Here is a 25,670-nt window from a genome sequence, read left to right as displayed (position 1 = left end):
TTTCCCATGTTCAACAAACGCTTGAAGCAAGAGTTGTCGGCTCTTCGCGAAGAACTCTCCAGCCTTCAGCAAGTGAAGGAAAGTCTGGAAAGCGAGATGCTGGTCCTGACCCTTGATCCCGATGGGCGGATTCAGTCGGCCAACCAGAATTTCATCAGCGAAATGCTCTACAAGAGCCACGACCTGATCGATCGTCCGATCGAAGACATCGTGCCGCCCCACGTGAAGACCGATGAGTTCCACCAACGTTTCAAGGCTGCGCTGACCCGTGGCGAGCACTTCGCCGGGGCGGTGCGCCTGTTGCGTGGCGATGGTCAGGAAGCCTGGTTGCGTTCGATCGTACAGCCGGTGCGTTCCTCGGACGGGCGGATCAAGCAGTTTTCGATTTTTTCAAGTGACCTGACCCGCACCATCGAGGCGTCCCGTGAGCACGAGAACCTGATCGGTGCGCTGGTGCGCTCGACGGCGTTGATCGAGTTCGACCTCAGTGGCAACGTGCTGACCGCCAACGACCGCTTCCTCAGCGGCATGGGTTACAGCCTGGCGCAGATCAAGGGCAAACATCACCGTATCTTCTGCGAACCTAATGATTACAACAGCGCCGAATATCAGGATTTCTGGCGTCGGTTGAACGCTGGCGAATATGTGGCCGGCCGCTTCAAACGCGTGGATAACCACGGTCGTACAGTGTGGCTGGAAGCGTCCTACAACCCGGTGGTCGATGCCAACAACAAGCTGTACAAAGTGGTGAAATTCGCCACGGTTATTACCGATCAGGTCAATCAGGAACAGGCCGTCGCCGAAGCCGCCAACATTGCCTACGGCACCTCGCAGCAGACCGACCAAAGCGCCCAGCGCGGTACGGCCGTGGTGACTCAAGCAGTGAACGTGATGCGCGATCTGGCCAAACACATGCAAACGGCCGGCGAAGGCATCGAAGCGCTGAACGAGCAATCGCTGGTGATCGGCACCATCGTCAAAACCATCAGCGGCATCGCCGAACAGACCAACCTGCTGGCGCTCAATGCCGCCATCGAAGCGGCCCGGGCCGGTGAGCAGGGGCGTGGTTTCGCGGTAGTGGCGGACGAGGTCCGGCAGCTGGCTTCGCGCACCAGTCAGGCCACCGATGAAATTGTGTTGGTGGTGCGTCAGAACCAGGACATGGCGCGTAACGCCGTATCCCTGATGACCGACGGTAAACTTCAGGCCGAACAAGGCCTGGCGCTGGCGGCAGAGGCGGGTACAGTGATTGTCGAGATTCAGGACGGCGCACAGAAAGTGGTGAATGCGGTCGGGCAGTTCGCCAATCAACTATCGAGTTGATACCTGCCAACCGGGCGGAAATCGCTACAATCGGCTCTTTTCCCAGGAGCAGATGCCCATGAGCGCTTCCCACCGCCGCCCGGTTCCCTTGTCCAAGGCTTATCGTCTGCTCAATCATGGGCCGACCGTGCTGGTCAGCGCGGCCCATGATGGGCAGCGCAACATCATGGCGGCAGCCTGGGCCATGCCCCTGGATTTCGAACCGCCGAAAATTGCCGTGGTGCTGGACAAGTCCACCTGGACCCGGCAACTGCTGGAGGCGTCGGGCACGTTCGTGCTGAATGTACCTTGCGCCGCCCAGGCCGATATCGTGCAAACCGTTGGCTCGACGTCCGGACTGGAGTTGACTCAGGGCCAGGGCCGGGACAAATTCCAGACCTATGATTTGCAGACCTTCAGCGGCGAGCGGGTCGATGCGCCGATGCTCGAAGGTTGTGTGGCCTGGCTGGAGTGCCGACTGCTGCCGGAGCCCGGCAATCACCAACAGTACGATCTGTTCCTGGCCGAAGTGATCGCCGCTCAGGCGGACGAGCGCGTGTTCAGCGACGGTCGCTGGCACTTCGAGGGGCACGATGCGTTGCGCACCTTGCACCACGTGGCAGGCGGGCATTTCCTGAAAATCGGCGATCCGGTGGACGGCAAAACCTTACAGCTTTAAGACTTCACACCCAAACGTCATTCTCAGCCGTGCGTTCGCCGCCATTGCTGCCGGTGTTCAACACGCCCCGGGGTTCGATCAGCAGGAGTTTCACCTCCTGCCCGGCGAACGGTTTGTGCTCGACCCCCTTGGGCACCACATACATTTCGCCGGCGTTCACCAGCACGTGGCCATCGCGAAAATCGATGCGCAACTGGCCTTCGAGAACGATGAAGGCTTCGTCGGTATCAAGGTGGTCATGCCAGATGAAATCCCCCAGCAGCTTCACCACCTTGAACTGGTAGTCGTTCATTTCGGCGATGACCCGCGGTGTCCAGTGCGCGCCGATCCGGGAGATTTTTTCGGCGAAGTTCAGGCTTTCGTAGGCGTTCATGGAACAGCTCTCGTGGTTGATCGTGAAACCACGATAGCCAGCGCAGCAGCGTGCTTCTTGTACGATTGTGCGTGGCTCAGCGGCGGTGCATTTTCATCCAGCGCGCTGGCGACAAACCGTAGGTTTTGCTGAACTGGCGGGTCATGTGGCTCTGATCGGTGAAGCCGGCGATCAGCGCGGCGCTGACCAGCGACTGGCCCTGAATCAGCAGCGAACGAACCAGGTCAAGACGGCGCATGGTCAAGTAACGGTAAGGGCTGGTGCCGAACAACAGGCGAAAATCCCGCGACAGGCTCCAGCGATCCCGGCCGCTGTGGTGCGCCAGTTCTTCCAGCGTCACGGTGCGATCCAGTGCGCTGTGCATGTATTCCCGCGCGCGCTCCGCAGCCCTGTAGTCGAAGCTTGCAGGCCTGGCAGTGACTCCGCCAGCGCTGTTCAAGGCTTGCGCCAGATCGAACAGCGCGTCCTGCTCTTCCAGCGGTTCGAGGGGGCAGTCGAGGCTGCGCAACAGGACTTCGGTGGCGGCGAACAGGCGTGGATCGGTCGACAAGCCGTTCTTGATGAAGGGCAGCGGCTGACCGCCGAGCATTTGCTGAATCAGTGCCGGTTCGATGTACATCATCCGGTACTGGAAGCCGGTCTCGGTCCCGGCTTCGCCATCGTGGATTTCGTCCGGGTGCAGCACCATCGTCCCGCCGGGCAGGCTGTGGCGCCAGCCGCCGCGGTACTGAAAACGCTGCACGCCGGCGAGGGTGTGACCGATGGCGTAGGTGTCGTGGCGGTGCAGGTCGTAGCCATGGCCGGCAAAGAACGCCTCGAACCGCTGTAGCCCGCCAATATCGGGCGCGCGGTGGAACCAGTCGTGGTGAATGACTTTTTTACTCATTCCGGAGGTGCCCGATTTTGTCTTGAGCCTGAAGCTGGAACAGTAACGTAGTCTTTGGATACGTTTCTATATGTGTATTACAGTAATAAATTATTGTTTTGCGATAATTAATGGTCTAAGTTTTACCGACATTCATTCGTGTGAGGTAGTGCCGTGACTTCCAATCGTCTCGCTCAATTGAGCCAACGCATGGCTGCTGTGACTCTTTTTCTTATCGTCGCAATGCTGGCGATCAACATTGTGCTCTGGCTCTTTCCTTTCCTGGCGGCGAAGGATGGATGGGGGCTCGGTTTTGCGCTTACCGATCGCCAGCTCTCACAGATCACCGATCAAGCAATGTTGTTCCCATGGTGGCAAACACTGGGCGGCATGCTGTTGTCGAGCGTACCGTTATTGGCCCTGGCATACGGGTTGGGGCACTTGCGTCGACTGTTCCAGAACTATTCGCGAGGTGAATATTTTTCCAGTGAGGCGGCGATTCATTTAGGTCTGGTCGGCAGGGCTGTCGCGCTCTGGGTGCTGCTCGATTTTCTGTGCGAGCCACTGCTCAGTCTCTGGGTGACGATGAATGCGCCGATCGGTGAACGACTGCTTACCATCAGTATCACGGCGCCAACCTTTGTCGCGTTATTCCTGGCAGCGTGTATTTCGATCATCGCGCGTATTCTCAGGCAGGCCAGTGAAGTGGACTCCGAGTACCGCACCTTCGTTTGAGATTTTTTATGTCGATTGTTATTCAGCTGGATGTGATGCTCGCCTTACGTAAGGTCAAATCCAAAGACCTCGCCGCTGCCATTGGCATTACCGAAGCGAATTTGTCGCTGTTGAAGCAGGGCAAGGTCAAGGGGTTGCGATTGGCAACTCTGGACGCGATTTGCAAACATTTGAATTGTCAGCCGGGTGACCTGTTGATCCATGTGCCTGAGGTCGAGTAAAAATAAACGCTTGGTAGTGCCTACCTCGTGCACTACGTCCGATTCATCAACGTCACGGCGGTTTACGTAATGGAACAATCACACCTGAGCTACGCCGCTCCTTTGTTGTCGCTGGCGCTATTGTGGGCGGTTGCGGTGGTGACGCCGGGGCCGAACTTCTTCAACATCGCGCAACTGGCCGCCAGTCAATCCAAGCGCCACGGCGTGGTGGCCGCACTGGGCGTGGCCACTGGCACTGTGCTCTGGGGGCTGGCGGGCGGGCTGGGTATCAAGTCGCTGTTCAGCGCGGCGCCGACGCTTTACCTGGGCTTCAAGATTGCCGGTGGCTGTTACCTGATCTATCTGGGCTTGAAGCAGTTCAGGCGTAAACCGCCCGTTGTTGCGGGCAGCGGCTCGATTGACGGAGCGGGGCGCACGTTATGGTCGGTGTATGGCCAGGGTTTTCTGGGCAACATGACCAACCCCAAATCCGCATTGTTCGTCGCGACCATCTTCGCGACGGCCATGCCCGCGTCCGTGCCGCCGATGTTGCTGGCGTTGGCCGTGCTGACCATGGCGACCTTGTCCTTCAGTTGGTACAGCGGCGTTGCGCTGCTGTTTTCCAGTCGTCGAATGGCAAAGGCTTACGACCGTTCGCGTAGATGGCTGGATCGCTTTGCCGGCAGTTGTTACTTGCTGTTCGGTGCGCATCTGGTGGCCAATCGTTGAGGAATCCTGAATGAGCAAACTGCGGGTAGGCATTATTTTTGGCGGCCGTTCGGCTGAACACGAAGTGTCGTTGCAATCGGCGAAAAATATCGTCGACGCGCTGGACCGGTCACGCTTCGAACCGGTACTGATCGGCATCGACAAGCAGGGCCACTGGCACCTCAACGACCCGTCGAACTTCCTGCTCAACCAGGAAAACCCGGCGCTGATCGCCCTCAACCAGTCCAACCGCGAACTCGCCGTGGTGCCGGGCAAGGCCAGTCAGCAATTGGTGGAAACCTCGAGTCAGGAACTGCTGGGCCACGTCGATGTGATCTTCCCGATCGTCCACGGCACCCTGGGTGAGGACGGTTGCCTGCAAGGGTTGCTGCGCATGGCCGATCTGCCGTTTGTCGGCTCCGATGTGCTCGGGTCGGCGGTGTGCATGGACAAGGACATCAGCAAACGCCTGCTCCGTGATGCCGGATTGGCGGTCACGCCGTTCGTGACCCTGACCCGCGCCACAGTGAGGCGCACCGGGTTCACCGAGGTCCAGGGCAAGCTCGGCCTGCCGCTGTTCGTCAAACCGGCGAACCAGGGCTCTTCGGTGGGCGTGAGCAAGGTCAACGACGAAGCCGAGTACACGGCAGCAGTCGAACTGGCTTTGGGTTTCGATGAGAAAGTGCTGGTCGAATCCGCCGTTAGCGGCCGCGAGATCGAATGTGCAGTGCTCGGCAACGAAGACGCCATCGCCAGCGGCTGTGGCGAAATCGTCGTACGCAGCGGGTTTTACTCCTATGACAGCAAATACATCGACGCACAGGCTGCTGAAGTGGTGGTTCCGGCTGACATCAGCAGCGAAGCCAGCGAACGCATTCGTGCCCTGGCCGTCGAGGCGTTTCAGGTGTTGGGCTGTTCCGGTCTGGCGCGGGTCGATGTGTTCCTGACCGACAGCGGCGAAGTGCTGATCAACGAGATCAACTCGCTCCCTGGTTTCACCCGCATCAGCATGTACCCCAAACTTTGGCAGGCCACCGGCATGACCTACAGCGAACTGGTCAGCCGTCTGATCGAGCTGGCACTGGAAAAGCACAAGGCGCGGCAGGCGCTGAAGATTTCTCGCTAGCCTGTGCGCGACTATTCAATCAAGGATTCAGGAATGAGCGATTCAACGGTGTGTCTGTTTTCCTACGGCACCTTGCAGGACAAAGCCGTGCAACTGGCCAACTTCGGGCGTGAGCTGACCGGCAGTGCCGATGCGATGTTGGGTTACGAGCAGGCCTGGGTGGAAATTACCGATCCCGAGGTATTGGCCACCAGCGGCAAGACGCATCATCCAATCCTTCGTCCGGGCGACGAGAACAGCGCGCCGATTCCGGGGATGGTGTTTCAGATCACGGTCGAGGAGTTGGCGGCTGCGGATAGTTATGAAGTGTCGGATTACAAGCGCGTCAGTGTGGTGCTGGAATCAGGGATTGAAGCGTGGGTGTATGTGAGCGTGTAGTTGCGTGGTGCGGGATGAAGATCAAGTCTCGCTGACAGCTGTCTTGATGGGCCGGGCCTGACAGGTATCGGGAAATCGGTCTTCAAACTCTATCGTGGAAGCAGTCATTTGCGGGTAGGAAAAGGCTTCGCAAGCTGGACGATCAGGATGGGTTTTCCATAAAAAAGGCCTACCTCCCGGTAAGCCTTTTCCGTACCGCGCAGGACTCAATCCCCCAACGCTTCCCCCTCGCGCCGCGGATCCGCCCCACCTGCCAACGATGCTTTCCCCTGCGCATCCTTGACCCGGACAATCGCCTGAGTGCCGCTGGTCATGTCGATCTCGCTCACGCTGTGTCCTTTTTCCTTCAACGCTTGAATCAGCTGCGCACTGAACTGCCCCTGTTCCAGCTCGGTCGGGCCGTTGCGGCTGCCGAAGTTGGGGAGGTTGATGGCGGTTTGCGGGTCGAGGTTCCAGTCGAGCAGGCCGACGGTGGATTTGGCGACGTATTCAATGATCTGCGAGCCGCCGGGGGAGCCGAGGGTGGCGAGAAATTCGCCGCTCTGGCGGTCGAAGATCAGGGTGGGCGCCATGGACGAGCGCGGGCGTTTGCCAGGCTCGACGCGGTTGGCGACTTTTTGTCCGTTTTCTTCGGGGATGAACGAGAAGTCGGTCATCTGGTTGTTGAGCAGAAAGCCCTGAACCATCAGGTGCGAGCCGAATGCGGATTCGACCGTGGTGGTCATCGACACCGCACCGCCCAGGTCATCGACCGCCACCACTTGCGAGGTGGAAATGCGCAGCGGCGAACGGTCCGGCGCATAGGCGACCTGAATGCCCGGCGGCGTGCCGGGTTTGGCCGTGCCCATGCTGCGATCGCCGATCAGGGCGGCGCGGCTGGCCAGATAAGTCGGGTCAACCAGGCCTTTGACCGGGACGGGTACGAAGTCGCTGTCGGCGACGTACTGTGCACGGTCGGCGTAAGCGAGACGCTCGGCTTCGGAGATCAGGTGCACGGCTTCAGGGGCCGGTTCGAGGCCTGCGGGTTGGGTGCTTTTGACTGGCGTCAGTGGCGCCAGGGCATAACGCGGATCACGAGTCTCGAGCGCCTGCAAGGTGCCTAGGATCTGCGCCACGGCGATTCCGCCCGACGACGGCGGCGGCATGCCGCAGACCTGCCAGCGTTTGTAATCGGTGCACAGTGGCGCGCGTTCCTTGGCGGAATAGCCATTGAGATCGCTCAGCGACAGGCTGCCGGGGTTGGCGTGACCCTGAACCTTGGCGACGATTTCCTGCGCGATGGGGCCTTTGTACAGCGCATCCGGACCTTCCTTGGCGATACGTTTGAACGCGGCGGCCAGCGCCGGGTTTTTCAGTGGGGTGCCGACAGCTTTCGGGCTGCCATCGGTGTTCCGGAAATACGCCATCATGTCTGGCGAGCGCTGCATGGACGAATCCGACGCGATCAATTGATGCAGGCGTGGCGAGATGGGAAAGCCTTGCTCCGCGAGCCTGATTGCTGGCTCGAACAACTGCGCCCATGGCAGGCGCCCGTGTTTCTGATGGGCCAGTTCCAGCGCCCGCAACACGCCTGGTGTGCCCACGGAACGACCGCCAATCTGCGCCTGAGTGAACGGCATCGGTTTGCCGTCGGCTTGCAGGAATAGCTTCTCGGTGGCGCCGGCCGGCGCGGTTTCACGACCGTCGTAAGTGCGCACGGTTTTGCCATCCCAGAGCACGATAAACGCACCACCGCCGATACCTGAGGATTGCGGCTCGACCAGCGTCAGCACCGCTTGCATTGCAATAGCGGCATCAATCGCCGAACCGCCCTGGCGCAGCATCTCCCGCCCGGCGTCTGCCGCGAGCGGATTCGCTGCAGCGGCCATATGCTTGGAGGCGTGCCGGGTCTGCAGGTCGGTGCGATAGCCCGAGGTGGTTTCCGGTGCGAGCGGCAATGTCGACGCGGGCGGAGCGTTGCACGCTGCAAGGGTCAACGCGCTGGCAATCAGCGAAAGGGCTGACAGGCGATAGCGATTCCAGTGAAAGGCTGTGAACACGCGCGGTACTCCGTCCGTGGGAAAGGTCAGGGGACTTTATCGGCCGACAGCCAGTGACGCAAACATGGGACGTTATTGTCCTTCATCCATTGACGAATTTTCTGTAGGGTCAAGGGCAGCAGACGAGTCAGAAGATCAACAAGAGGCAGACATGCAGACCGACTTCCCCTCACAGCCAAGCTATGGCGCTCAGCGTGAACAGTTTCTGGCTGCAGCGAATGCGGCTGGCGCGACATTGACCGAGTATCCGCACCCGCTCAAAGGACCGTTCGGTGAGCCTCTGAGCACCGATGTGGCGGTGCTCGGTGATCCGGGCTCCAAGCGCTTGCTGATCGCGCTGAGTGGCACTCATGGGGTCGAAGGCTTCTATGGCTCGGGCTGTCAGATCAAGTGGATGCAGGAGTTGGGCAAGCGTTCATTGCCGGCCGATGTCGCGGTGGTGTTTGTCCATCTGATCAATCCCTGGGGCACGGCGTGGCTGCGGCGGGTTAACGAAGACAACATCGACCTCAATCGCAATCACCTGAACTTCGAACATCCACTGCCGGACAATCAGGCCTACACCGCGCTGCATGAAATCTATGCCTGCACTGAGCTGACAGGTCCCGAGCGTGATCGCGCCGATGCGCTGCTTGATCAGCAGATCCACAAACACGGCTGGCCGGCGGTGATGTCGATTGTCGAGGGTGGCCAGCACAGTCATCCCGACGGTCTGTTTTACGGCGGACGGGCGCCGAGCTGGTCGAATCGCACGTTGCACCGGATCCTTCAAAAACATGTCGCTCATGCCGATGCCGCGATGTGCTTTGACTTGCACACTGGCGCCGGGGAATACGGCCATCCGATGCTGCTGACCATCACCGAGTCCGCTTATCCGGCATTGCCGGATGCGCAGGCTATCTACGGGCCGTGGCTCTACACGCTGCTGACCGGCGCTAACACGCTGAGCGAAACCGGGGTGGCGGCGACGGCCACCGGTTACACCTCGCAGGCGCTGGTCGATGCGCTGCCGCAGGTACGACTGATGCCCTTCGTGATCGAGTGCGGGACTTATCCGGGGGCCGAAGTTCATCGTCATTTGCGCGACGACCATTGGCTGCATCTGCACGGCGATCCGAGTGATGCGGTAGGGCGTGAAATCAAACTGAATCTGCTGGAGCAGTTCTATCCCGCCGACAGCGACTGGCAGGCGATGGTCTGGCTGCGTACGTGGCAGATATGGGAGCGGGGGTTGTCCGCGTTGGCGGTGATGCGTTCCTGACGCTTGTTTTTGTTGCCCGAAGTCACCTCTGTGGTTCGGGCCACTTTTCTCGAGGCATAAAAAAACGGCCTACCTTTCGGTAAGCCGTTTTTAGTACTTGGTGGCTACACAGGGACTTGAACCCCGGACCCCAGCATTATGAATGCTATGCTCTAACCAACTGAGCTATGTAGCCAAGTGGCGCGCATTATTCACCGGTAATGCAGATGCGTCAAGCATAAATCTAAAATATTTCTCTACGCTTTCAACCGCTTATCCACCTGAGCCGAAAAATCGGACCGGGGGAGGGCGTCAACCGAGCTGGAATCTCCCGGTATTGTCACTCAAAGCCTTGCTGCCCTGGCTCAAGGTGTCCGCAGCCTGATTCACCGCCCGTGCGCCTTCGAGCAAGCGCACGGCGGCCTGGTCGACTTGCTGGATGTTGCCGCTGACTTCGTCGGCAGTGGTCGCTTGCTCGTCGACCGCCGTGGCGATCTGCGCCAGGGTGTCGGTGACACTCTGCACGGCGCTGGCGATTTCCCCCAATCGCTCACCGAGGCCGGTGACCGCTTGCGCATCGGATTGCGCCTGGCCGCAGGCGGCTTCCATCAGGTTCACGGCTTCATTCACCGTGTTACGCAAACTGTCGACGGTGCCGGCGATCTGCGCGGTGGACGATTGGGTGCGCTGCGACAGGCTGCGCACTTCATCGGCTACCACTGCAAAGCCACGACCCTGTTCACCGGCACGAGCGGCTTCGATGGCGGCGTTGAGCGCCAACAGGTTGGTTTGCTCGGCGACCCCGCGAATGGTGTCGACCACCAACTGAATCTGCTGCCCTTGTTCGCTGACCCGCCCGAGTGCCGCCGCCGTGTCGTTCAAACGCTGATTGAGCTGTTGAATGCTCGCGGTGGTGCGTTGGCTGTCGCGGCTGCTGTCGGCAGCAATGCGCTGGGTGTGCTGGGCGCTGCCGGAAGCCTGTTCGCAACTCTGGGCAACGCCTTGGGAAGTGGCGGCCAATTGCGTTGCCGCCGCCGCGATCTGACTGATCTGCAATTGCTGCGCTTCGACCTCGCCCAACGCACCGCTGGAATGATGGTTGAGCGTGCGCACCGCGTTACTCAGTTGCAGGGTTTCGTGATCGACCCCCAACAGGCTGTTGCGCAGTTGCACCACGGCGACGTTAAGCGCGGTGCTGATCGCCGCCAGTTCGTCGCGACCTACAACCGGCACCTGCAGGCTCAGATTGCCGTCGCGCAAGGCTTCGGCCAGCAGCGTGATGCCACTGGCGCTGCGACGGATCGAGGCCTGCAAGCAGATAAACAGGTACAACGCGGCCAGCAGCAGGCAACCAAAGATCGTTGCCACCACAATGAACTGGCGGATCGCCGAGCTGTGGTAGTAATCCAGACGCTGATCCAGCGAGACCAACGACTGCTGGCGCAACGAAGCGAGGTCGGTGAGCAGGCTGTCCAGGCTGCGTTCGAACTCCTCGGGTTTGAGTTTGATGCTGCCGCCAAACACGCCGTCATCGAGGACTTTCAACTCGGCATCGAGGTGCTTGAGGCTGTCATGGTATTGCCCGGCCCAGGCCTGCAAGGCGCTGGGCAGACGTGCTTCCAGCAGCGTGGCGGTTTTCACCAGCTGCTCACGGGCGTCGCCGATGCGGCTGCGCAGGTCGCGCAATTGCAGACGGCTTTGCAGGGTGAACTGACCGGACACCACCGACGCCTGGCCGACGCTGGCCAGACGGCCTACGCGCTCGATCAGGTCCGGCGCGTGTTGCGTGGAGATCTGCGTCAGCAGGTAGGTTTCCAGCCACGGTGCGAGCGTCAGGCGATTGTCCATGGCGATCTGTTCGCGCAGGGCTTGCAGAGCGCTCAAGGCATTGGTGAAACGGTCGTAACCGTCCGGCCACCACCCGACGCTGCTCAGGCTTTTCGAGTCGAGGCCATTGAGCGCGGTTTGCAGGGCTTGATAGCGGGCCAGGGTTTCGCCCTCGGCGCCTTCGGTTTGCAACGCGTTGCCGAGGTCCGTGGTGGCCTGGGCGACCGCGGGCTGAACTGCATCGAACGCAGCCATCGCAGCGAGAGTGGCCGGCGTCGGTTGGCGATTGGTTTCGGTGGCACGCCAACGTGCGGCGCGGTCACGCTGGGCGGCGAGCAGGTTGTCCAGCGCATCCAGCGCGAGCAGTTGCCGGACCCCGGCACGCTCGCCGGAAATCAGGTTCAGTTTGGCGCGATAGTCCTGGCCGATCATCAGCAGGCTGCCCGCGAGCGGCAGGATAAACAGCAGAAACAACAGCTGAAACTTGCGGGCGAAGCCGAAACGCCCCAGCAACCCGATCCCCGGAGATAAAAAAGCCTGCATGCCCCATGACTCCTCTGGACACCACGCACCAATCGCGTGCGTCGAGGTCGTTGCGACCGCGACTCGTGCCCCTTTTAAAGGCCTCGAAAGTTCACCCTCGTCAACTCTGTAGGCCGACTCTGTAGCGAAACTTCCCATTCTCGGTCCCCTTTGTAAGGGGCCGCGTTGAAGGGGATTAGCAAGGCAAGATTCAGACCATGGCGTTGCGCTATTACGTTAATTTTTGAAGTCGTTAGCAGGCTAAGGGGATGGCGCTGCTGCACTGAAAAATGGCACATTGACGCACCTGCCCGTGTGCACCCATCTGCTGTACGGAAATTCCCATGGCTATCAGCAATGCCCAGACCGGCGCGACGCCGGCATCCGCGACGTCACAAAGCAGCCCTCTGGTCATGCGCATCATCGGCGCCGTGGCGCTGGCGCATTTGATCAACGACCTGATTCAGTCGGTGCTGCCTTCGATCTATCCGATGCTCAAGGCCAACTATGGCCTGACCTTCACCCAGGTCGGCCTGATCACCCTGACCTTCCAGCTGACCGCCTCGCTGTTGCAGCCGTGGGTCGGTTACCACACCGATCGCCATCCCAAACCCTGGCTCCTTCCGGCCGGGACGGTGTGCACATTGATCGGCATTTTGATGATGTCGGTGGTCGGCACCTTTCCATTGATTTTGCTGGCGGCGGGGTTGATCGGCATCGGCTCGTCGACCTTTCACCCGGAAGCGTCTCGCGTGGCGCGGCTGGCCTCGGGCGGGCGATTTGGTCTGGCGCAATCGACTTTCCAGGTCGGCGGTAACGCGGGCTCCGCTTTCGGTCCGTTGCTGGCGGCGGCGATCATCATTCCGTTCGGTCAGGGCCATGTGGCGTGGTTCGGCTTGTTCGCGGTGTTTGCGCTGTTCGTGCTCTACCGGATCAGCCGCTGGTACGCCAATCACCTAAGCCTGTTCAAACTCAAGCAAGGCCAGGCAGCGACGCATGGCTTGTCGAAGGGCCGGGTCATCAGTGCGCTGGTGGTGCTCGGGTTGCTGGTGTTCTCCAAGTACTTCTACATGGCCAGTTTCACCAGCTACTTCACCTTCTACCTGATCGAGAAATTCGACCTGTCGGTGGCCAGTTCGCAGCTGCATTTGTTCCTGTTTCTGGGGGCGGTGGCGGCGGGGACGTTCTTCGGTGGGCCGATCGGCGACAAGATCGGGCGTAAGGCGGTGATCTGGTTTTCGATCCTGGGCGTGGCGCCGTTCACGCTGATCCTGCCGCATGTTGATCTGTTCTGGACCAGCATTCTCAGCGTGGTGATCGGTTTCATCCTGGCCTCTGCGTTCTCGGCCATCGTGGTGTATGCGCAGGAATTGGTACCGGGGAATGTCGGGATGATTGCGGGGGTGTTCTTTGGGCTGATGTTTGGTTTCGGCGGCATTGGCGCCGCTTTGCTGGGGTATCTGGCGGATGTGCACGGTATTGAGTACGTGTACTTCCTGTGTTCGTTCTTGCCGTTGTTGGGTGTGTTGGCGATCTTCTTGCCAAGAACCAAAAAGGCCTGAACACGGCCCCCCTGTAGGAGCGAGGCTTGCCCGCGAAGGCGTCATCACGGACGCTAAAAGCTTCGCGGGCAAGCCTCGCTCCTACAGGATACGGGGGCATCAGGCACAAAAAAGCCGCGTATCAAACGCGGCTTTTTCTTGGGCGGGTGCTTCGTTCTGAAAAACTTAGACGTTGAAGCGGAAGTGCATCACGTCGCCGTCTTTAACGATGTAGTCCTTGCCTTCCAGACGCCATTTGCCGGCCTCTTTGGTGCCGGCTTCGCCCTTGTACTGGATGAAGTCGTCATAGGCGATGACTTCGGCGCGGATGAAGCCTTTTTCGAAGTCGGTGTGGATCACGCCAGCAGCTTGTGGTGCGGTGGCACCGACGCGGACGGTCCAGGCGCGGACTTCTTCGACACCGGCGGTGAAGTAGGTCTGCAGGTGCAGCATTTCGTAGCCGGCGCGGATCACGCGGTTCAGGCCAGGCTCTTCGAGGCCCAGGGCTTCGAGGAACATGTCTTTCTCTTCACCGTCTTCCAGCTCGGCGATTTCGGCTTCGATCTTGTTGCAGACCGGAACCACCATCGCGCCTTCTTCTTCAGCGATGGCCTTGACGATGTCCAGCAGCGGGTTGTTCTCAAAACCGTCTTCAGCGACGTTGGCGATGTACATGACCGGCTTGGTGGTCAGCAGGTGGAAGCCACGGATCACCGCTTTGTCGTCGGCACCCATGTTCTTCATCAGGGTACGAGCAGGCTTGCCGAGGGTGAAGTGAGCGATCAATTGCTCCAGCAGGCCCTTCTGGACAACGGCGTCCTTGTCACCACCCTTGGCGTTGCGGGCGACTTTCTGCAGTTGCTTCTCGCAGCTGTCGAGGTCGGCGAAGATCAGTTCCAGGTCGATGATTTCGATGTCACGTTTCGGGTCGACGCTGTTGGAGACGTGAATCACGTTCTCGTCTTCGAAGCAGCGGACCACGTGGGCGATGGCATCGGTTTCACGGATGTTGGCGAGGAATTTGTTGCCCAGGCCTTCACCTTTCGAGGCGCCGGCAACGAGGCCCGCGATGTCGACGAATTCCATGGTGGTCGGCAGGATGCGCTTTGGATTGACGATGGCCGCCAACGCTTCCAGACGTGGATCCGGCATCGGCACGATACCGGTGTTCGGTTCGATGGTGCAGAAGGGGAAGTTCTCGGCCGCAATCCCGGATTTGGTCAGGGCGTTGAAGAGGGTGGACTTGCCGACGTTAGGCAGGCCGACGATGCCGCAATTGAATCCCATGGTGTTTTCCCCGAGGAGTGAGTCAGGCCTTCTGGCTGTGCAGGTTTTTCATCGCGCGGTTCCATTCCCCGGCGAGGATATCCGGCAGCACGCCGAGGGCAAAGTCGATGCTGGCATCGAGTTTTTCCTGTTCGGCGCGTGGCGCACGACCCAGGACGAAATTTGAAACCATACTGGCTACGCCTGGGTGGCCAATGCCAAGCCGCAAGCGGTAGAAGGTATTCTGATTGCCCAGTTGCGCGATGATGTCGCGCAACCCGTTGTGACCGCCGTGGCCGCCGCCCTGTTTGAGTTTGGCAACGCCCGGAGGCAGGTCGAGTTCGTCATGCGCCACCAGGATTTCTTCGGGCTTTATGCGGAAGAAACCGGCGAGAGCCGAGACGGCCTGGCCGCTGCGGTTCATGTACGTGGTGGGAATCAGCAGACGAACATCCTGACCCTGATGCGAATAGCGCCCGGTCAGGCCGAAATATTTGCGATCCGCCACAAGGTTCACGCCTTGTGCGTTCGCGATACGCTCAACAAAAAGGGCCCCTGCGTTATGCCGGGTCTGTTCGTATTCAGCGCCTGGATTTCCCAGGCCAACGATCAGTTTGATGGCAGTCACGATAGGGGCCCTTCCTTGGAGTGGTGGATAACATCGCCGCAATCTGGGTGTGCGGCGAAAGTGGACGACAAGTGCTCATTTACCATTATGTAAACTCCGCGTTCTCGCCCGCTTTCTCGCTACGTTCCAGTCCGCGATGTTACCGGGTCACTCCGGCATCACAGAGTGAATTACTCTGCTGCGCCTTCTTCGGTAGCTTCTGGAGCAACACGTGGAGCGTGGACGTTGGCAACAGCCTTGTCATCGCCGTGTGCCAGAGCAACAAACTCAACGCCTTTAGGGGCTTTGAGGTCGGACAGGTGAATGATCGAACCGATTTCGGCGTTAGCCAGGTCGACTTCGATGAATTCAGGCAGGTCTTTTGGCAAGCAGGTCACTTCGATTTCCGAAACAACGTGCGAAACTTCGCCGCCTTTCTTGATCGGAGCTTCTTCACCAACGAAGTGTACAGGCACGATAGCGGTCAGTTTCTGGCCAGCTACAACGCGTACGAAGTCAGCGTGCAGGACGTGGCCTTTGGCCGGGTGACGCTGCAGGGCTTTGATGATTACGTTTTGCTTGGTGCCGCCAACGTTCAGCTCGATGATGTGGCTGTAAGCCGCTTCGTTTTCGAGCAGTTTGGCAACTTCTTTAGCCAGCATGCTGATGGATTCAGGGGCTTTTTCGCCACCGTAAACTACAGCTGGTACCAGGCTTGCGAGACGACGCAGGCGGCGGCTCGCACCTTTCCCCAGGTCGGAACGCACTTCAGCATTCAGAGTAAAATCGTTCATGTTGTATCTCCAAAATAACCACATTCGCCCCAGCGTTTGCGACCAGCGCTAAAGGCGATATGGGCAAAAAAGCCCCGCCCCGACAGGAATGCCGGGGCGGGGCGCTTTTCGACAACGAGATGTTCGAGAAGGGCAGGGCCCTTAACGGAACATCGCGCTGATCGATTCTTCATTGCTGATGCGGCGGACCGCTTCGGCAACTACCGGCGCGATATCCAGTTGACGGATACGCGAGCAGGCTTGAGCAGCAGCGGACAACGGGATGGTGTTGGTCACCACCAGTTCGTCCAGCATGGAATTTTCAATGTTTTCGATCGCCCGACCGGACAGCACAGGGTGTGTGCAGTAGGCGAAAACCTTGGCAGCGCCATGCTCTTTCAAAGCCTTTGCCGCGTGGCACAGAGTGCCGGCGGTATCGACCATGTCATCAACCAGAATACAGGTACGCCCTTCGACATCACCGATGATATGCATCACTTCAGAGTGATTGGCTTTCTCACGGCGTTTGTCGATGATCCCGAGATCCACGCCCAGGGATTTGGCAACAGCACGTGCACGCACGACGCCGCCAATGTCCGGGGATACGATCATCAGGTTTTCGAAGCGCTGATCTTCAATGTCATCCACCAGAACCGGGGAGCCGTAGATGTTATCTACCGGAATATCGAAGAAGCCCTGAATCTGGTCAGCATGCAGATCAACCGTGAGAACACGGTCGATGCCGACTACGGTAAGCATGTCAGCAACGACTTTCGCGCTGATAGCCACACGTGCGGAACGCGGACGGCGATCCTGACGGGCATAACCAAAGTAAGGAATAACAGCAGTGATACGAGTAGCCGAGGAGCGGCGGAAGGCATCAGCCATCACTACCAGTTCCATCAGGTTATCGTTGGTCGGAGCGCAAGTCGGCTGAATAATGAAGACATCTTTACCGCGGACGTTTTCATTGATCTCGGCAGTAATTTCGCCGTCGGAGAACTTACCGACAGAGATGTCACCGAGAGGGATATGCAGCTGACGTACGACACGCCGAGCCAGATCGGGGTTAGCATTCCCCGTAAAGACCATCATCTTGGACACGCGCAGTACCTAGAGGCTGAGGGTAACCTGGATGAGTATAGAAAATGGCAGGGGCGGCTGGATTCGAACCAACGCATGGCAGGATCAAAACCTGCTGCCTTACCGCTTGGCGACGCCCCTGTATCTGTTGCAACGATTACCCAGTAATCGGTTCCTTTAGAGCAGACTTTGCAGCTTGCGATGCAACATCGAAACGTTGCTTCCTTTTGCTACAAACCCTGTAAGGGTCTCTGTAAGAAGGGCCGAGACTTTATCAGCTTCAGCTTTGCTTGGGAAGCCCCCAAACACACAACTTCCAGTTCCGGTGAGTTTTGCTTCGGTAAAATTACCTAACAAATTCAATGCGTTACGTACATCTGGATAACGCCTTGCTACCACCGGTAAGCAGTCATTTCGACTGTTTCCCTTGGGAACGGGGCGCACTTTAATGGGAGAAGAGTTACGTGTCAACAACGGATCTGAAAAAATTTCTGCTGTACTTACAGATACTTGCGGCACAAGCACGAGATACCACGGTTCTTCGGGGTCTACAGGGGTAAGTTTCTCCCCCACGCCCTCGGCGAAAGCCGCGTGGCCACGCACGAAAACCGGGACGTCGGCCCCAAGCGTCAGGCCCAGCACGGCCAGCCGATCCTCATTCCAGCCCAGTTGCCAGAGATGATTCAGGCCGAGCAAAGTCGTCGCGGCATTTGAACTGCCACCACCGATGCCACCGCCCATGGGCAGAATTTTTTCGATCCAGATGTCGATGCCGAGCGAGCAACCGGATTGCTCCTGAAGTTTTTTCGCCGCGCGAACAATCAGATTGCTGTCGTGGGGAACGCCGTCGAATTCAGTGTGCAGTCGGATCACGCCGTCGTCGCGCACAGCGAAGGTGATTTCATCGCCGTAGTCGAGAAACTGAAAAATCGTCTGCAGCTCGTGGTAACCGTCTTCACGGCGGCCGAGGATGTGCAGCATCAGATTGAGTTTCGCCGGGGAGGGCAGCGTCAAACGTGGGGCCGTCATGTTCATTGCCCCAGTTTGCGAGGTTGCCATTCCTTGATCACCAGCGTGACGTCAAGGTCGGCGCCATGCAGTTTGATCCGCTCGGGCAGCCAGAAGCCGTTTTGCTCGGCATAACTCAAGTATTCGACCTGCCAGCCATCCTGATCCAGATTGGCCAGACGGCTGTCGGCATCCAGTGTCAGGCGACTTTTGCTGTCCGGCGCCGGGAGCCCGCGGACCCACCAGGCCAGGTGCGACACAGGCAGCTTCCAGCCGAGCTGTTCTTCAAGCAGCACTTCCGGCGTCGGCGCTTCATAGCGCCCCTGATTGGCGACTTCCAGCGAAACCTTTCCGGGGTGTCCGGTCAGACGTGCGGCGCCGCGACCCAGAGGGCCCGAAAGGCGAATATCGTAATACGACTGGCGCTGCAGCCAGAACAGCGTGCCGCTGCCCGAGTCTTTTGGCGCGCGGATGCCGATCTTGCCGTTGATCTGCCAGCCATCGAGGCTGGTCAGTTGCTCTTTGTGAGCGCGCCATAGACCGGCGTCGCCCTGACCCTGAACCGATTCGCGGGCACCGAAGCCCGCGCAACCGGCGAGCAGGGCGATAAAACTGAAAACGATGAAGTGGCGCAAAAACATGATTTTAAAGAGTCTCTGATCCGGTCAGGCGCTTGATGGTGCCGCGCAGGATTGGGCTGTCGGGTTGTCCCTTGAGGAACTTGCCCCAGATTTGCTTGGCTTCCCGTTGCTTGCCATTGGCCCACAGGACTTCACCCAGGTGAGCCGCGACTTCCTGATCGGGGAAGCGATCCAGTGCCTGGCGCAGATATCGCTCGGCTTCATCAAGATTGCCCAGACGGAAATTCACCCAGCCGAGGCTGTCGAGTACCGCCGGGTCTTCCGGGGTGATCTGGTGCGCCTGTTCGATCAGGGCCTTGGCTTCCGCGTAACGCGTCGTGCGGTCGGACAGGGTGTAACCGAGGGCGTTCAGCGCCATCGCGTTGTCCGGGTCGCGCTTGATGATCAGGCGCAGGTCTTTTTCCATCTGCGCAAGGTCATTGCGTTTTTCCGCCTGCATGGCGCGGGTGTATAGCAGATTCAGATCGTCCGGGTATTGCTGCAAGGCTTTGTGTAAAACATTCCAGGCCTTGTCCCCCTGTTTATTGGCGGACAGCGTTTCGGCTTCGATCAGATACAGCTGAATCGCATAATCGGGTTGCTCATCGCGCTCGCTCGCCAGACGGCTTTGCGCTTCGGCGGTCTTGCCGTTGTTCATCAGGATATCGGCCTGACGCAATTGCGCTGGCAGGTAATCGTTGCCCGGGCCGACCTGGGCGTATTCGATCAGTGCACCCTGGGGATCGTTGCGCTCTTCAGCGATGCGACCGAGGTTCAGATGGGCCGAGTCGACATGGCTTTCCCGGGCGATCAGGTCTTCGAGGTAGCCCTTGGCCTCGTCCCAGGCCTTGGCTTCCAGGCACACCAGCGCCAGGGAATATCGCAGTTCGTCGTCTTCCGGGTACTGCTGAACCAGGCTCGAGAACTCGGCTTTGGCGTCGTCCATGCGGTCCTGTTCGACCAGCATGCGGGCGTAAGTCAGGCGCAGGCGTTTGTCGTCCGGGTACTTCTTGATGCTTTTTTGCAGCAGCGGCAACGCTTCATCGCCACGATCAAGGGTTTGCAGCAAGCGTGCGCGCAGCAGAATCGGGGCGATTTCACCGTCGTCCGGCGGGTTGTCTTCCAATAAGGCCAGTGCGCCTTTGCTGTCGCCGTCCTGTTGCATCAACAAGGCCTTGCCGAAAAGCAGCTGGCTGTTGTGCGGATGGCGCTGCAATAAACGGTCAAAACTTTTCATCAGGCCGTTGCGGGTTTCCTGATCGGTATCGGCCGCGGACAGGGCAAGGAAGTCGAAATGCGTGTCGCCTTTGCCTTGCAGGACTTTCTCCATGTAAACCATGGAGTCGTCATAGCGCCCGGCGCGAGCCAGTTGTACGGCGGCGGCCCGTTGCGCCTCGAGGTCGTCCGGGGCGTTTTTCGCCCAGATCAGCGCGGTGTCCAGGGCGGCCTGGTCGGCGCCCAGGTACTCGGCGATGCGAAACGCCCGCTCGGAGATGCCCGGATCCTGGGTATTGATGGCCTGGGTCACGTAGTTGTCCAGCGCAATGTCGAAACGATTGCGTTGGCCAGCCAGTTCGGCGCTCAACAGACTGAAGACGGTTTCTTCACTGAATGAGCTGTAAACCTTGGGCTTTTCAGGGGCCGGAGTGCTGTCTTCGACCGGCGGCGTACCGTCCGACGAGACGGGTGCCATGGCCTGGCAGCCGCTGAGGAAGACAAAAGCGAGGAGCAACGCGGAAGATCTATTCATATAGGAAGAGGACGACTAACCTGCGGTCGGATCATCATGACACAAGCCTTCGGCCAAACATAACCATGTAGGAGCGAGCTTGCTCGCGATGGACGTGAACGATAACGCGTGCTGTCTGAATAAACGCATCATCCTCACGTTTTTCGCGAGCAAGCTCGCTCCTACAGAAAGCCTTTATAAGCGCAAGCTACCAGGACAATAGTCAGCGGTAGTTGTTCTGGCTCTGTCGAAGTAGGACAATTGCCGGCTTCACGTCACCATCAGCGACTTTGAATGGCCTTCCTTGCACTCGGTATTAACCACAAGACTGCTTCAGTAGACGTCCGCGAGCGCGTGGCCTTTACCCCTGAGCAGCTGGTTGAGGCCTTGCAGCAGCTCTGCCGACTCACCGACAGCCGCGAAGCTGCGATCCTCTCCACCTGCAATCGCAGTGAACTCTATATAGAACAGGATCACCTTTCGGCTGACATCGTGCTGCGCTGGCTGGCCGATTATCACCATTTGAGCCTCGACGAGCTGCGCGCGAGCGCTTATGTGCACGAAGATGATGCGGCAGTTCGTCACATGATGCGGGTCGCCTCCGGGCTCGATTCGCTGGTGTTGGGCGAACCGCAGATTCTCGGCCAGATGAAATCGTGCTACGCCGTGGCCCGCGAGGCTGGCACCATCGGTCCGCTGCTCGGGCGTCTGTTTCAGGCGACGTTCAATGCGGCCAAGCAAGTGCGTACCGACACCGCCATCGGCGAAAACCCGGTGTCCGTGGCGTTTGCCGCGGTCAGCCTGGCGAAACAGATTTTCAGTGACTTGCAACGCAGCCAGGCCTTGCTGATCGGCGCCGGCGAGACCATCACCCTGGTCGCCCGCCATCTGCATGAGCTGGGTGTGAAGCGCATTGTCGTCGCCAACCGCACCCTGGAACGCGCGAGCATTCTGGCCGAGCAGTTTGGTGCCCATGCCGTGTTGCTCTCGGACATCCCGGCCGAACTGGTGCGCAGCGACATCGTCATCAGCTCCACCGCCAGCCAGTTGCCGATCCTCGGTAAAGGCGCGGTGGAAAGTGCCTTGAAGCTGCGCAAGCACAAGCCGATCTTCATGGTGGACATCGCCGTACCGCGCGATATCGAGCCTGAAGTCGGCGAGTTGGACGACGTTTACCTTTATAGCGTCGACGATCTCCACGAAGTGGTCGCCGAAAACCTCAAGAGCCGTCAGGGCGCTGCGCAAGCGGCGGAAGAGATGGTGTCGGTTGGCGCGGAAGACTTCATGATCCGCCTGCGCGAACTGGCGGCGGTGGATGTGCTCAAGGCCTATCGCCAACAAAGCGAGCGCATGCGTGACGAAGAATTGCAGAAGGCCCAGCGGATGCTGGCCAACGGCAGCAGCGCCGAAGACGTGCTGGTGCAATTGGCACGTGGCTTGACCAACAAACTCCTGCACGCACCGAGCGTGCAGTTGAAAAAGCTCTCTGCCGAAGGTCGCCTCGACGCACTGGCCATGGCCCAGGAACTCTTTGCCCTCGGTGAGGGCTCATCGGATAGCTTTTCGGATAAAAAACCGCAATGAAAGCGTCACTGCTCAATAAGCTGGACATCCTCCGGGACCGTTTCGAGGAATTGACCGCCTTGCTTGGCGATGGCGAGGTCATTTCCGATCAGAACAAATTCCGCGCCTATTCCAAGGAGTACGCGGAAGTCGAGCCGATTGTCGACACCTATAAACAGTTGCTCAAGGTGCAAAGCGACCTCGAAGGCGCCCAGGCCCTGCTCAAGGACAGCGACCCGGACATGCGCGAAATGGCCGTGGAAGAAGTTCGCGAAGCCAAGGAGCAACTGATCGAGATTGAAGCCAGCCTGCAACGGCTTTTGCTGCCCAAGGACCCGAACGACGGGCGTAACGTATTCCTCGAAATTCGTGCCGGCACCGGCGGTGACGAGGCGGCGATTTTCTCCGGCGACCTGTTCCGCATGTATTCGCGTTACGCAGAGCGGCGTGGCTGGCGGGTGGAAATTCTCTCGGAGAACATCGGCGAGCACGGCGGCTATAAAGAAGTCATCGCGCGGGTTGAAGGCGACAACGTCTACGGCAAGCTGAAATTCGAATCCGGTGCGCACCGCGTGCAACGGGTTCCGGCCACTGAATCCCAGGGGCGCATCCACACATCCGCCTGCACCGTGGCAGTGTTGCCCGAGCCAGACGAACAGGAAACGATCGAGATCAACCCGGCGGATCTGCGGGTCGACACCTATCGTTCCTCCGGCGCCGGTGGTCAGCACGTCAACAAGACCGACTCGGCGATCCGCATCACGCACTTGCCGTCCGGTATCGTCGTCGAGTGCCAGGAAGAACGTTCCCAGCACAAAAACCGCGCCCGGGCGATGTCCTGGCTGTCGGCCAAACTCAACGATCAGCAGACCAGCGCCGCCGCCAATGCCATCGCCAGCGAGCGTAAATTGCTGGTGGGTTCGGGGGATCGTTCGGAGCGGATCCGTACCTACAACTTTGCCCAGGGCCGGGTCACCGATCACCGGGTCAATCTGACGCTGTATTCCCTCGACGAAATCCTCGCGGGTGGTGTCGATGCGGTGATCGAGCCGTTGCTGGCCGAATATCAGGCTGACCAACTGGCGGCCATCGAATGACGATCATTGCCAGTCTGTTGCGCGCCGCTGATTTACCCGACTCGCCGACGGCGCGTCTGGATGCTGAATTACTGTTGGCCGCGGCATTGGGCAAGTCCCGCAGTTTTTTGCACACCTGGCCGGAGCGCATCGTTCCGAGCGACGCCGCGCTGAAGTTCGCCGAGTACCTGCAACGCCGTCGTGGCGGTGAGCCGGTGGCGTACATCCTGGGCCAGCAAGGTTTCTGGAAGCTTGATCTGGAAGTCGCGCCGCACACGCTGATCCCGCGCCCGGACACCGAATTGCTGGTAGAGGCCGCGCTGGAATTGTTGCCCGCCACGCCCGCCAAGGTCCTCGATCTCGGCACCGGCAGCGGCGCTATCGCCTTGGCCCTGGCCAGTGAACGTCCGGCGTGGAGCGTCACTGCCGTGGATCGCGTGCTTGAAGCCGTGGCCCTGGCCGAGCGCAATCGTCAGCGCCTGCACCTGAACAATGCCACCGTGCTGAGCAGCCATTGGTTCAGCGCGCTGGAAGGTCAGCGTTTTCAGCTGATCATCAGCAATCCACCTTACATCGCTTCGACCGATCCGCATCTGGTGGAAGGCGATGTGCGTTTCGAACCGTCCAGTGCGCTGGTAGCCGGTATCGATGGGCTCGACGATTTGCGCCTGATCGTCGCCCAGGCACCGGATTACCTGGAAGCGGGCGGCTGGTTGATGCTCGAACACGGTTATGATCAAGCCGAAGCCGTGCGCGATCTGCTGCATACCCGCGGCTTTGAAGAAGTCCACAGCCGCACCGATCTGGGCGGCCACCAACGGATCAGCCTGGGGCGCCTGCCGTGCTGAATGATCAGGAATTGTTGCGCTACAGTCGGCAGATTCTGTTGCAGCACGTCGACATCGACGGTCAATTGCGACTGAAAGAAAGCCGCGTGTTGATCGTCGGTCTTGGCGGTCTCGGTTCACCGGTTGCGCTTTACCTCGCCGCGGCTGGCGTTGGTGAGTTGCATCTGGCGGACTTCGACACCGTCGACCTGACCAACCTGCAACGCCAGATCGTTCACGACACCGACAGCGTCGGCCTGACCAAGGTCGATTCAGCGATCCGCCGCCTGAGCGCAATCAACCCCGAGATCACGTTAGTCGCCCATCGCACTGCGCTGGACGAAGATTCTTTGGCGGCAGCGGTTGCCACCGTGGATCTGGTGCTGGACTGCTCCGACAATTTTTCCACCCGCGAAGCGGTCAACGCCGCGTGCGTGGCCGCGGGCAAGCCTTTGGTCAGCGGCGCGGCGATTCGCCTCGAAGGGCAATTGTCGGTGTTCGACCCGCGTCGCCCGGAAAGTCCGTGCTACCACTGCTTATATGGGCACGGCAGCGAAGCCGAACTGACGTGCAGTGAAGCGGGCGTCGTCGGTCCGTTGGTTGGGTTGGTCGGTAGCCTCCAGGCGCTGGAAGCGATGAAGCTGCTGGTGGGTTTCGGCGAGCCTCTGGTGGGACGGTTGTTGTTGATTGATGCCTTGGGTTCGCGTTTTCGCGAGCTGCGGGTCAAGCGTGATCCGGGCTGCAGCGTCTGTGGGCCGAAACATGCGTGAAGCGCCGATTGGCGTGTTCGACTCCGGTGTCGGCGGGCTCTCGGTGCTGGCTGAGATCCAGCGATTGCTGCCCAACGAAACGCTGCTGTACCTCGCCGATTGCGGAAATATTCCCTACGGAGAGAAAACGCCGGAATTCATCCAGCAGCGTTGCAGCGTGATGGCCGATTTCTTTCAGCAGCAGGGCGCCAAGGCCCTGGTGCTGGCCTGCAACACGGCGACTGTCGCCGGTGTTGCGGACTTGCGACGCGATTACCCTGAGTGGCCTATCGTCGGCATGGAACCCGCCGTCAAACCCGCCGCTGCCGCCACCCGCAGTGGCGTGGTCGGCGTACTCGCCACCACCGGCACCTTGCAGAGTGCCAAATTCGCCGCGCTACTCGACCGCTTCGCCACTGATGTACGGGTGATCACTCAGCCGTGCCCGGGGCTGGTGGAGTTGATTGAAAACGGCGATCTGCGCAGTCCCGCCCTGCGTGAGTTGCTTGCCAGGTATGTCGGGCCGCTGCTCGCCGCCGGCTGCGACACGATAATTCTTGGCTGCACGCATTATCCCTTCCTAAAGCCGTTGCTTAAGCAGATGATCCCTGAAGACATCAGCTTGATTGATACCGGCGCTGCTGTAGCGCGACAACTTCAGCGCTTGTTGGCCGAGCGTGAATTGCTCGCCGAGGGGCCTGCACGTACTGCGCAATTCTGGACGAGTGCCGATCCGGAGCATTTCAGAAATATCTTGCCGATCTTGTGGAATACCGCTGGCGTTGTGCAAAGCTTCAAAGGGTAAACAAAATCCTGGGGCAAACGAATAGTTGG

The 25,670-nt window shown here is 59.5% G+C and carries 25 protein-coding genes, 2 tRNA genes and 1 pseudogene; 15 read left to right on the top strand and 13 right to left on the bottom strand.

All coding sequences use genetic code 11. From position 1 onward, the window contains the following. Positions 1-6 precede the first annotated feature (6 nt). The 3 genes and pseudogenes from KJF94_RS30685 to KJF94_RS21830 all read left to right on the top strand — a co-directional run. Positions 7-735: pseudogene (locus KJF94_RS30685) on the top strand (PAS domain-containing protein); the annotation flags it as partial. Beyond that, entirely contained in the window at positions 715-1,323 is a 609-nt protein-coding gene (locus KJF94_RS30680) for a methyl-accepting chemotaxis protein (protein ID WP_431768164.1), read from the top strand. The pseudogene KJF94_RS30685 and the gene KJF94_RS30680, both read left to right, overlap by 21 nt. Before the next feature lie 58 nt (positions 1,324-1,381). Then, the gene (locus tag KJF94_RS21830) at positions 1,382-1,981 is read left to right on the top strand and encodes a flavin reductase family protein (protein ID WP_214378702.1); all 600 of its coding nucleotides are present in this window, start codon (positions 1,382-1,384) and stop codon (positions 1,979-1,981) included. Between the two features lie 4 nt (positions 1,982-1,985). On the opposite strand, the gene KJF94_RS21825 is transcribed toward KJF94_RS21830, so the two are convergent. Next, a complete protein-coding gene (locus KJF94_RS21825) occupies positions 1,986-2,354 on the bottom strand; it encodes a cupin domain-containing protein (protein ID WP_214378700.1) in 369 nt (122 codons plus the stop codon). Positions 2,355-2,430: 76 nt separating this feature from the next. After that, on the bottom strand, positions 2,431-3,240 hold the full coding sequence (locus KJF94_RS21820; RefSeq protein WP_214378698.1) for an AraC family transcriptional regulator: 810 nt from the start codon (positions 3,238-3,240) through the stop codon (positions 2,431-2,433). Positions 3,241-3,429: 189 nt separating this feature from the next. Here KJF94_RS21820 and KJF94_RS21815 point away from each other — a divergent pair, with 189 nt between their 5' ends. From KJF94_RS21815 to KJF94_RS21795, 5 genes are all read left to right on the top strand, one after another. Further along, positions 3,430-3,954 (top strand): DUF2975 domain-containing protein, encoded by a 525-nt coding sequence (locus KJF94_RS21815; RefSeq protein ID WP_375379838.1) that lies wholly within the window; start codon positions 3,430-3,432, stop codon positions 3,952-3,954. An 8-nt stretch (positions 3,955-3,962) separates the two neighbouring features. Then, positions 3,963-4,175 (top strand): helix-turn-helix domain-containing protein, encoded by a 213-nt coding sequence (locus KJF94_RS21810; protein ID WP_214378693.1) that lies wholly within the window; start codon positions 3,963-3,965, stop codon positions 4,173-4,175. Positions 4,176-4,244: 69 nt separating this feature from the next. Further along, positions 4,245-4,883 carry a LysE family translocator gene (locus tag KJF94_RS21805; protein WP_214378691.1) on the top strand — a complete coding sequence of 213 codons (639 nt, stop codon included), beginning with the start codon at positions 4,245-4,247 and terminating at the stop codon, positions 4,881-4,883. Positions 4,884-4,893: 10 nt separating this feature from the next. Beyond that, positions 4,894-5,988: a D-alanine--D-alanine ligase gene (gene ddlA / locus KJF94_RS21800; RefSeq protein WP_214378689.1), complete on the top strand. Its 1,095-nt coding sequence runs from the start codon at positions 4,894-4,896 to the stop codon at positions 5,986-5,988. A 33-nt stretch (positions 5,989-6,021) separates the two neighbouring features. Next, positions 6,022-6,366: a gamma-glutamylcyclotransferase family protein gene (locus tag KJF94_RS21795; protein WP_214378686.1), complete on the top strand. Its 345-nt coding sequence runs from the start codon at positions 6,022-6,024 to the stop codon at positions 6,364-6,366. Positions 6,367-6,572: 206 nt separating this feature from the next. Here the strand turns inward: KJF94_RS21795 and ggt are convergent, their stop codons facing one another. After that, on the bottom strand, positions 6,573-8,405 hold the full coding sequence (gene ggt / locus KJF94_RS21790; RefSeq protein WP_214378684.1) for a gamma-glutamyltransferase: 1,833 nt from the start codon (positions 8,403-8,405) through the stop codon (positions 6,573-6,575). A 151-nt stretch (positions 8,406-8,556) separates the two neighbouring features. On the opposite strand from ggt, the gene KJF94_RS21785 reads away from it, so the two are divergent. Then, positions 8,557-9,666 carry a DUF2817 domain-containing protein gene (locus tag KJF94_RS21785; RefSeq protein WP_214378683.1) on the top strand — a complete coding sequence of 370 codons (1,110 nt, stop codon included), beginning with the start codon at positions 8,557-8,559 and terminating at the stop codon, positions 9,664-9,666. A 98-nt stretch (positions 9,667-9,764) separates the two neighbouring features. Here KJF94_RS21785 and KJF94_RS21780 read toward each other — a convergent pair. After that, positions 9,765-9,841 (bottom strand) — tRNA-Met (locus KJF94_RS21780). Positions 9,842-9,957: 116 nt separating this feature from the next. Beyond that, positions 9,958-11,493, bottom strand: a complete 1,536-nt coding sequence (locus KJF94_RS21775; protein ID WP_431768163.1) for a methyl-accepting chemotaxis protein — start codon at positions 11,491-11,493, stop codon at positions 9,958-9,960. An 845-nt stretch (positions 11,494-12,338) separates the two neighbouring features. Between KJF94_RS21775 and KJF94_RS21770 the strand changes: the two genes are divergently transcribed. Next, positions 12,339-13,556 (top strand): MFS transporter, encoded by a 1,218-nt coding sequence (locus tag KJF94_RS21770; RefSeq protein WP_214378681.1) that lies wholly within the window; start codon positions 12,339-12,341, stop codon positions 13,554-13,556. Between the two features lie 165 nt (positions 13,557-13,721). Here the strand turns inward: KJF94_RS21770 and ychF are convergent, their stop codons facing one another. The 8 genes from ychF to KJF94_RS21730 form a co-directional block, all read right to left on the bottom strand. Then, on the bottom strand, positions 13,722-14,822 hold the full coding sequence (ychF, locus tag KJF94_RS21765) for a redox-regulated ATPase YchF (RefSeq protein WP_008011955.1): 1,101 nt from the start codon (positions 14,820-14,822) through the stop codon (positions 13,722-13,724). A gap of 22 nt (positions 14,823-14,844) precedes the next feature. Further along, entirely contained in the window at positions 14,845-15,429 is a 585-nt protein-coding gene (gene pth, locus KJF94_RS21760) for an aminoacyl-tRNA hydrolase (RefSeq protein WP_214378679.1), read from the bottom strand. A gap of 170 nt (positions 15,430-15,599) precedes the next feature. Continuing rightward, complete coding sequence (locus KJF94_RS21755; protein ID WP_131059496.1) at positions 15,600-16,202, bottom strand: 50S ribosomal protein L25/general stress protein Ctc; 603 nt, start codon at positions 16,200-16,202, stop codon at positions 15,600-15,602. A 141-nt stretch (positions 16,203-16,343) separates the two neighbouring features. Beyond that, positions 16,344-17,285: a ribose-phosphate pyrophosphokinase gene (locus tag KJF94_RS21750; protein WP_003208392.1), complete on the bottom strand. Its 942-nt coding sequence runs from the start codon at positions 17,283-17,285 to the stop codon at positions 16,344-16,346. Positions 17,286-17,330: 45 nt separating this feature from the next. Further along, positions 17,331-17,405, bottom strand: a tRNA-Gln gene (locus KJF94_RS21745). A gap of 36 nt (positions 17,406-17,441) precedes the next feature. Then, positions 17,442-18,293 carry a 4-(cytidine 5'-diphospho)-2-C-methyl-D-erythritol kinase gene (gene ispE / locus KJF94_RS21740; RefSeq protein WP_214384929.1) on the bottom strand — a complete coding sequence of 284 codons (852 nt, stop codon included), beginning with the start codon at positions 18,291-18,293 and terminating at the stop codon, positions 17,442-17,444. Positions 18,294-18,295: 2 nt separating this feature from the next. Further along, positions 18,296-18,913 carry a lipoprotein insertase outer membrane protein LolB gene (gene lolB, locus KJF94_RS21735; RefSeq protein ID WP_214378677.1) on the bottom strand — a complete coding sequence of 206 codons (618 nt, stop codon included), beginning with the start codon at positions 18,911-18,913 and terminating at the stop codon, positions 18,296-18,298. Positions 18,914-18,917: 4 nt separating this feature from the next. Next, positions 18,918-20,642: a tetratricopeptide repeat protein gene (locus KJF94_RS21730; RefSeq protein WP_214378675.1), complete on the bottom strand. Its 1,725-nt coding sequence runs from the start codon at positions 20,640-20,642 to the stop codon at positions 18,918-18,920. 273 nt (positions 20,643-20,915) lie between these two features. On the opposite strand from KJF94_RS21730, the gene hemA reads away from it, so the two are divergent. The 5 genes from hemA to murI are packed head-to-tail and all read left to right on the top strand — an operon-like array spanning position 20,916 to position 25,641. Continuing rightward, the gene (hemA, locus tag KJF94_RS21725; protein ID WP_084320413.1) at positions 20,916-22,205 is read left to right on the top strand and encodes a glutamyl-tRNA reductase; all 1,290 of its coding nucleotides are present in this window, start codon (positions 20,916-20,918) and stop codon (positions 22,203-22,205) included. Then, positions 22,202-23,281, top strand: a complete 1,080-nt coding sequence (gene prfA, locus KJF94_RS21720) for a peptide chain release factor 1 (RefSeq protein ID WP_214378672.1) — start codon at positions 22,202-22,204, stop codon at positions 23,279-23,281. Before hemA ends, prfA begins: the two co-directional genes overlap by 4 nt. Then, the gene (gene prmC, locus KJF94_RS21715; RefSeq protein ID WP_214378670.1) at positions 23,278-24,108 is read left to right on the top strand and encodes a peptide chain release factor N(5)-glutamine methyltransferase; all 831 of its coding nucleotides are present in this window, start codon (positions 23,278-23,280) and stop codon (positions 24,106-24,108) included. The genes prfA and prmC overlap by 4 nt, the downstream gene beginning before the upstream one ends. After that, complete coding sequence (locus KJF94_RS21710) at positions 24,102-24,857, top strand: molybdopterin-synthase adenylyltransferase MoeB (protein ID WP_214378668.1); 756 nt, start codon at positions 24,102-24,104, stop codon at positions 24,855-24,857. Before prmC ends, KJF94_RS21710 begins: the two co-directional genes overlap by 7 nt. Next, on the top strand, positions 24,850-25,641 hold the full coding sequence (murI, locus tag KJF94_RS21705; protein WP_214378666.1) for a glutamate racemase: 792 nt from the start codon (positions 24,850-24,852) through the stop codon (positions 25,639-25,641). The genes KJF94_RS21710 and murI overlap by 8 nt, the downstream gene beginning before the upstream one ends. Positions 25,642-25,670: the final 29 nt, after the last annotated feature.

The sequence above is a fragment of the Pseudomonas hormoni genome, from assembly GCF_018502625.1.
Classification (GTDB): Bacteria; Pseudomonadota; Gammaproteobacteria; order Pseudomonadales; family Pseudomonadaceae; genus Aquipseudomonas; species Aquipseudomonas hormoni.
The sequence above is the reverse complement of the archived record's forward strand: the minus strand, read 5'-3'. Positions and strand labels throughout refer to the sequence as shown.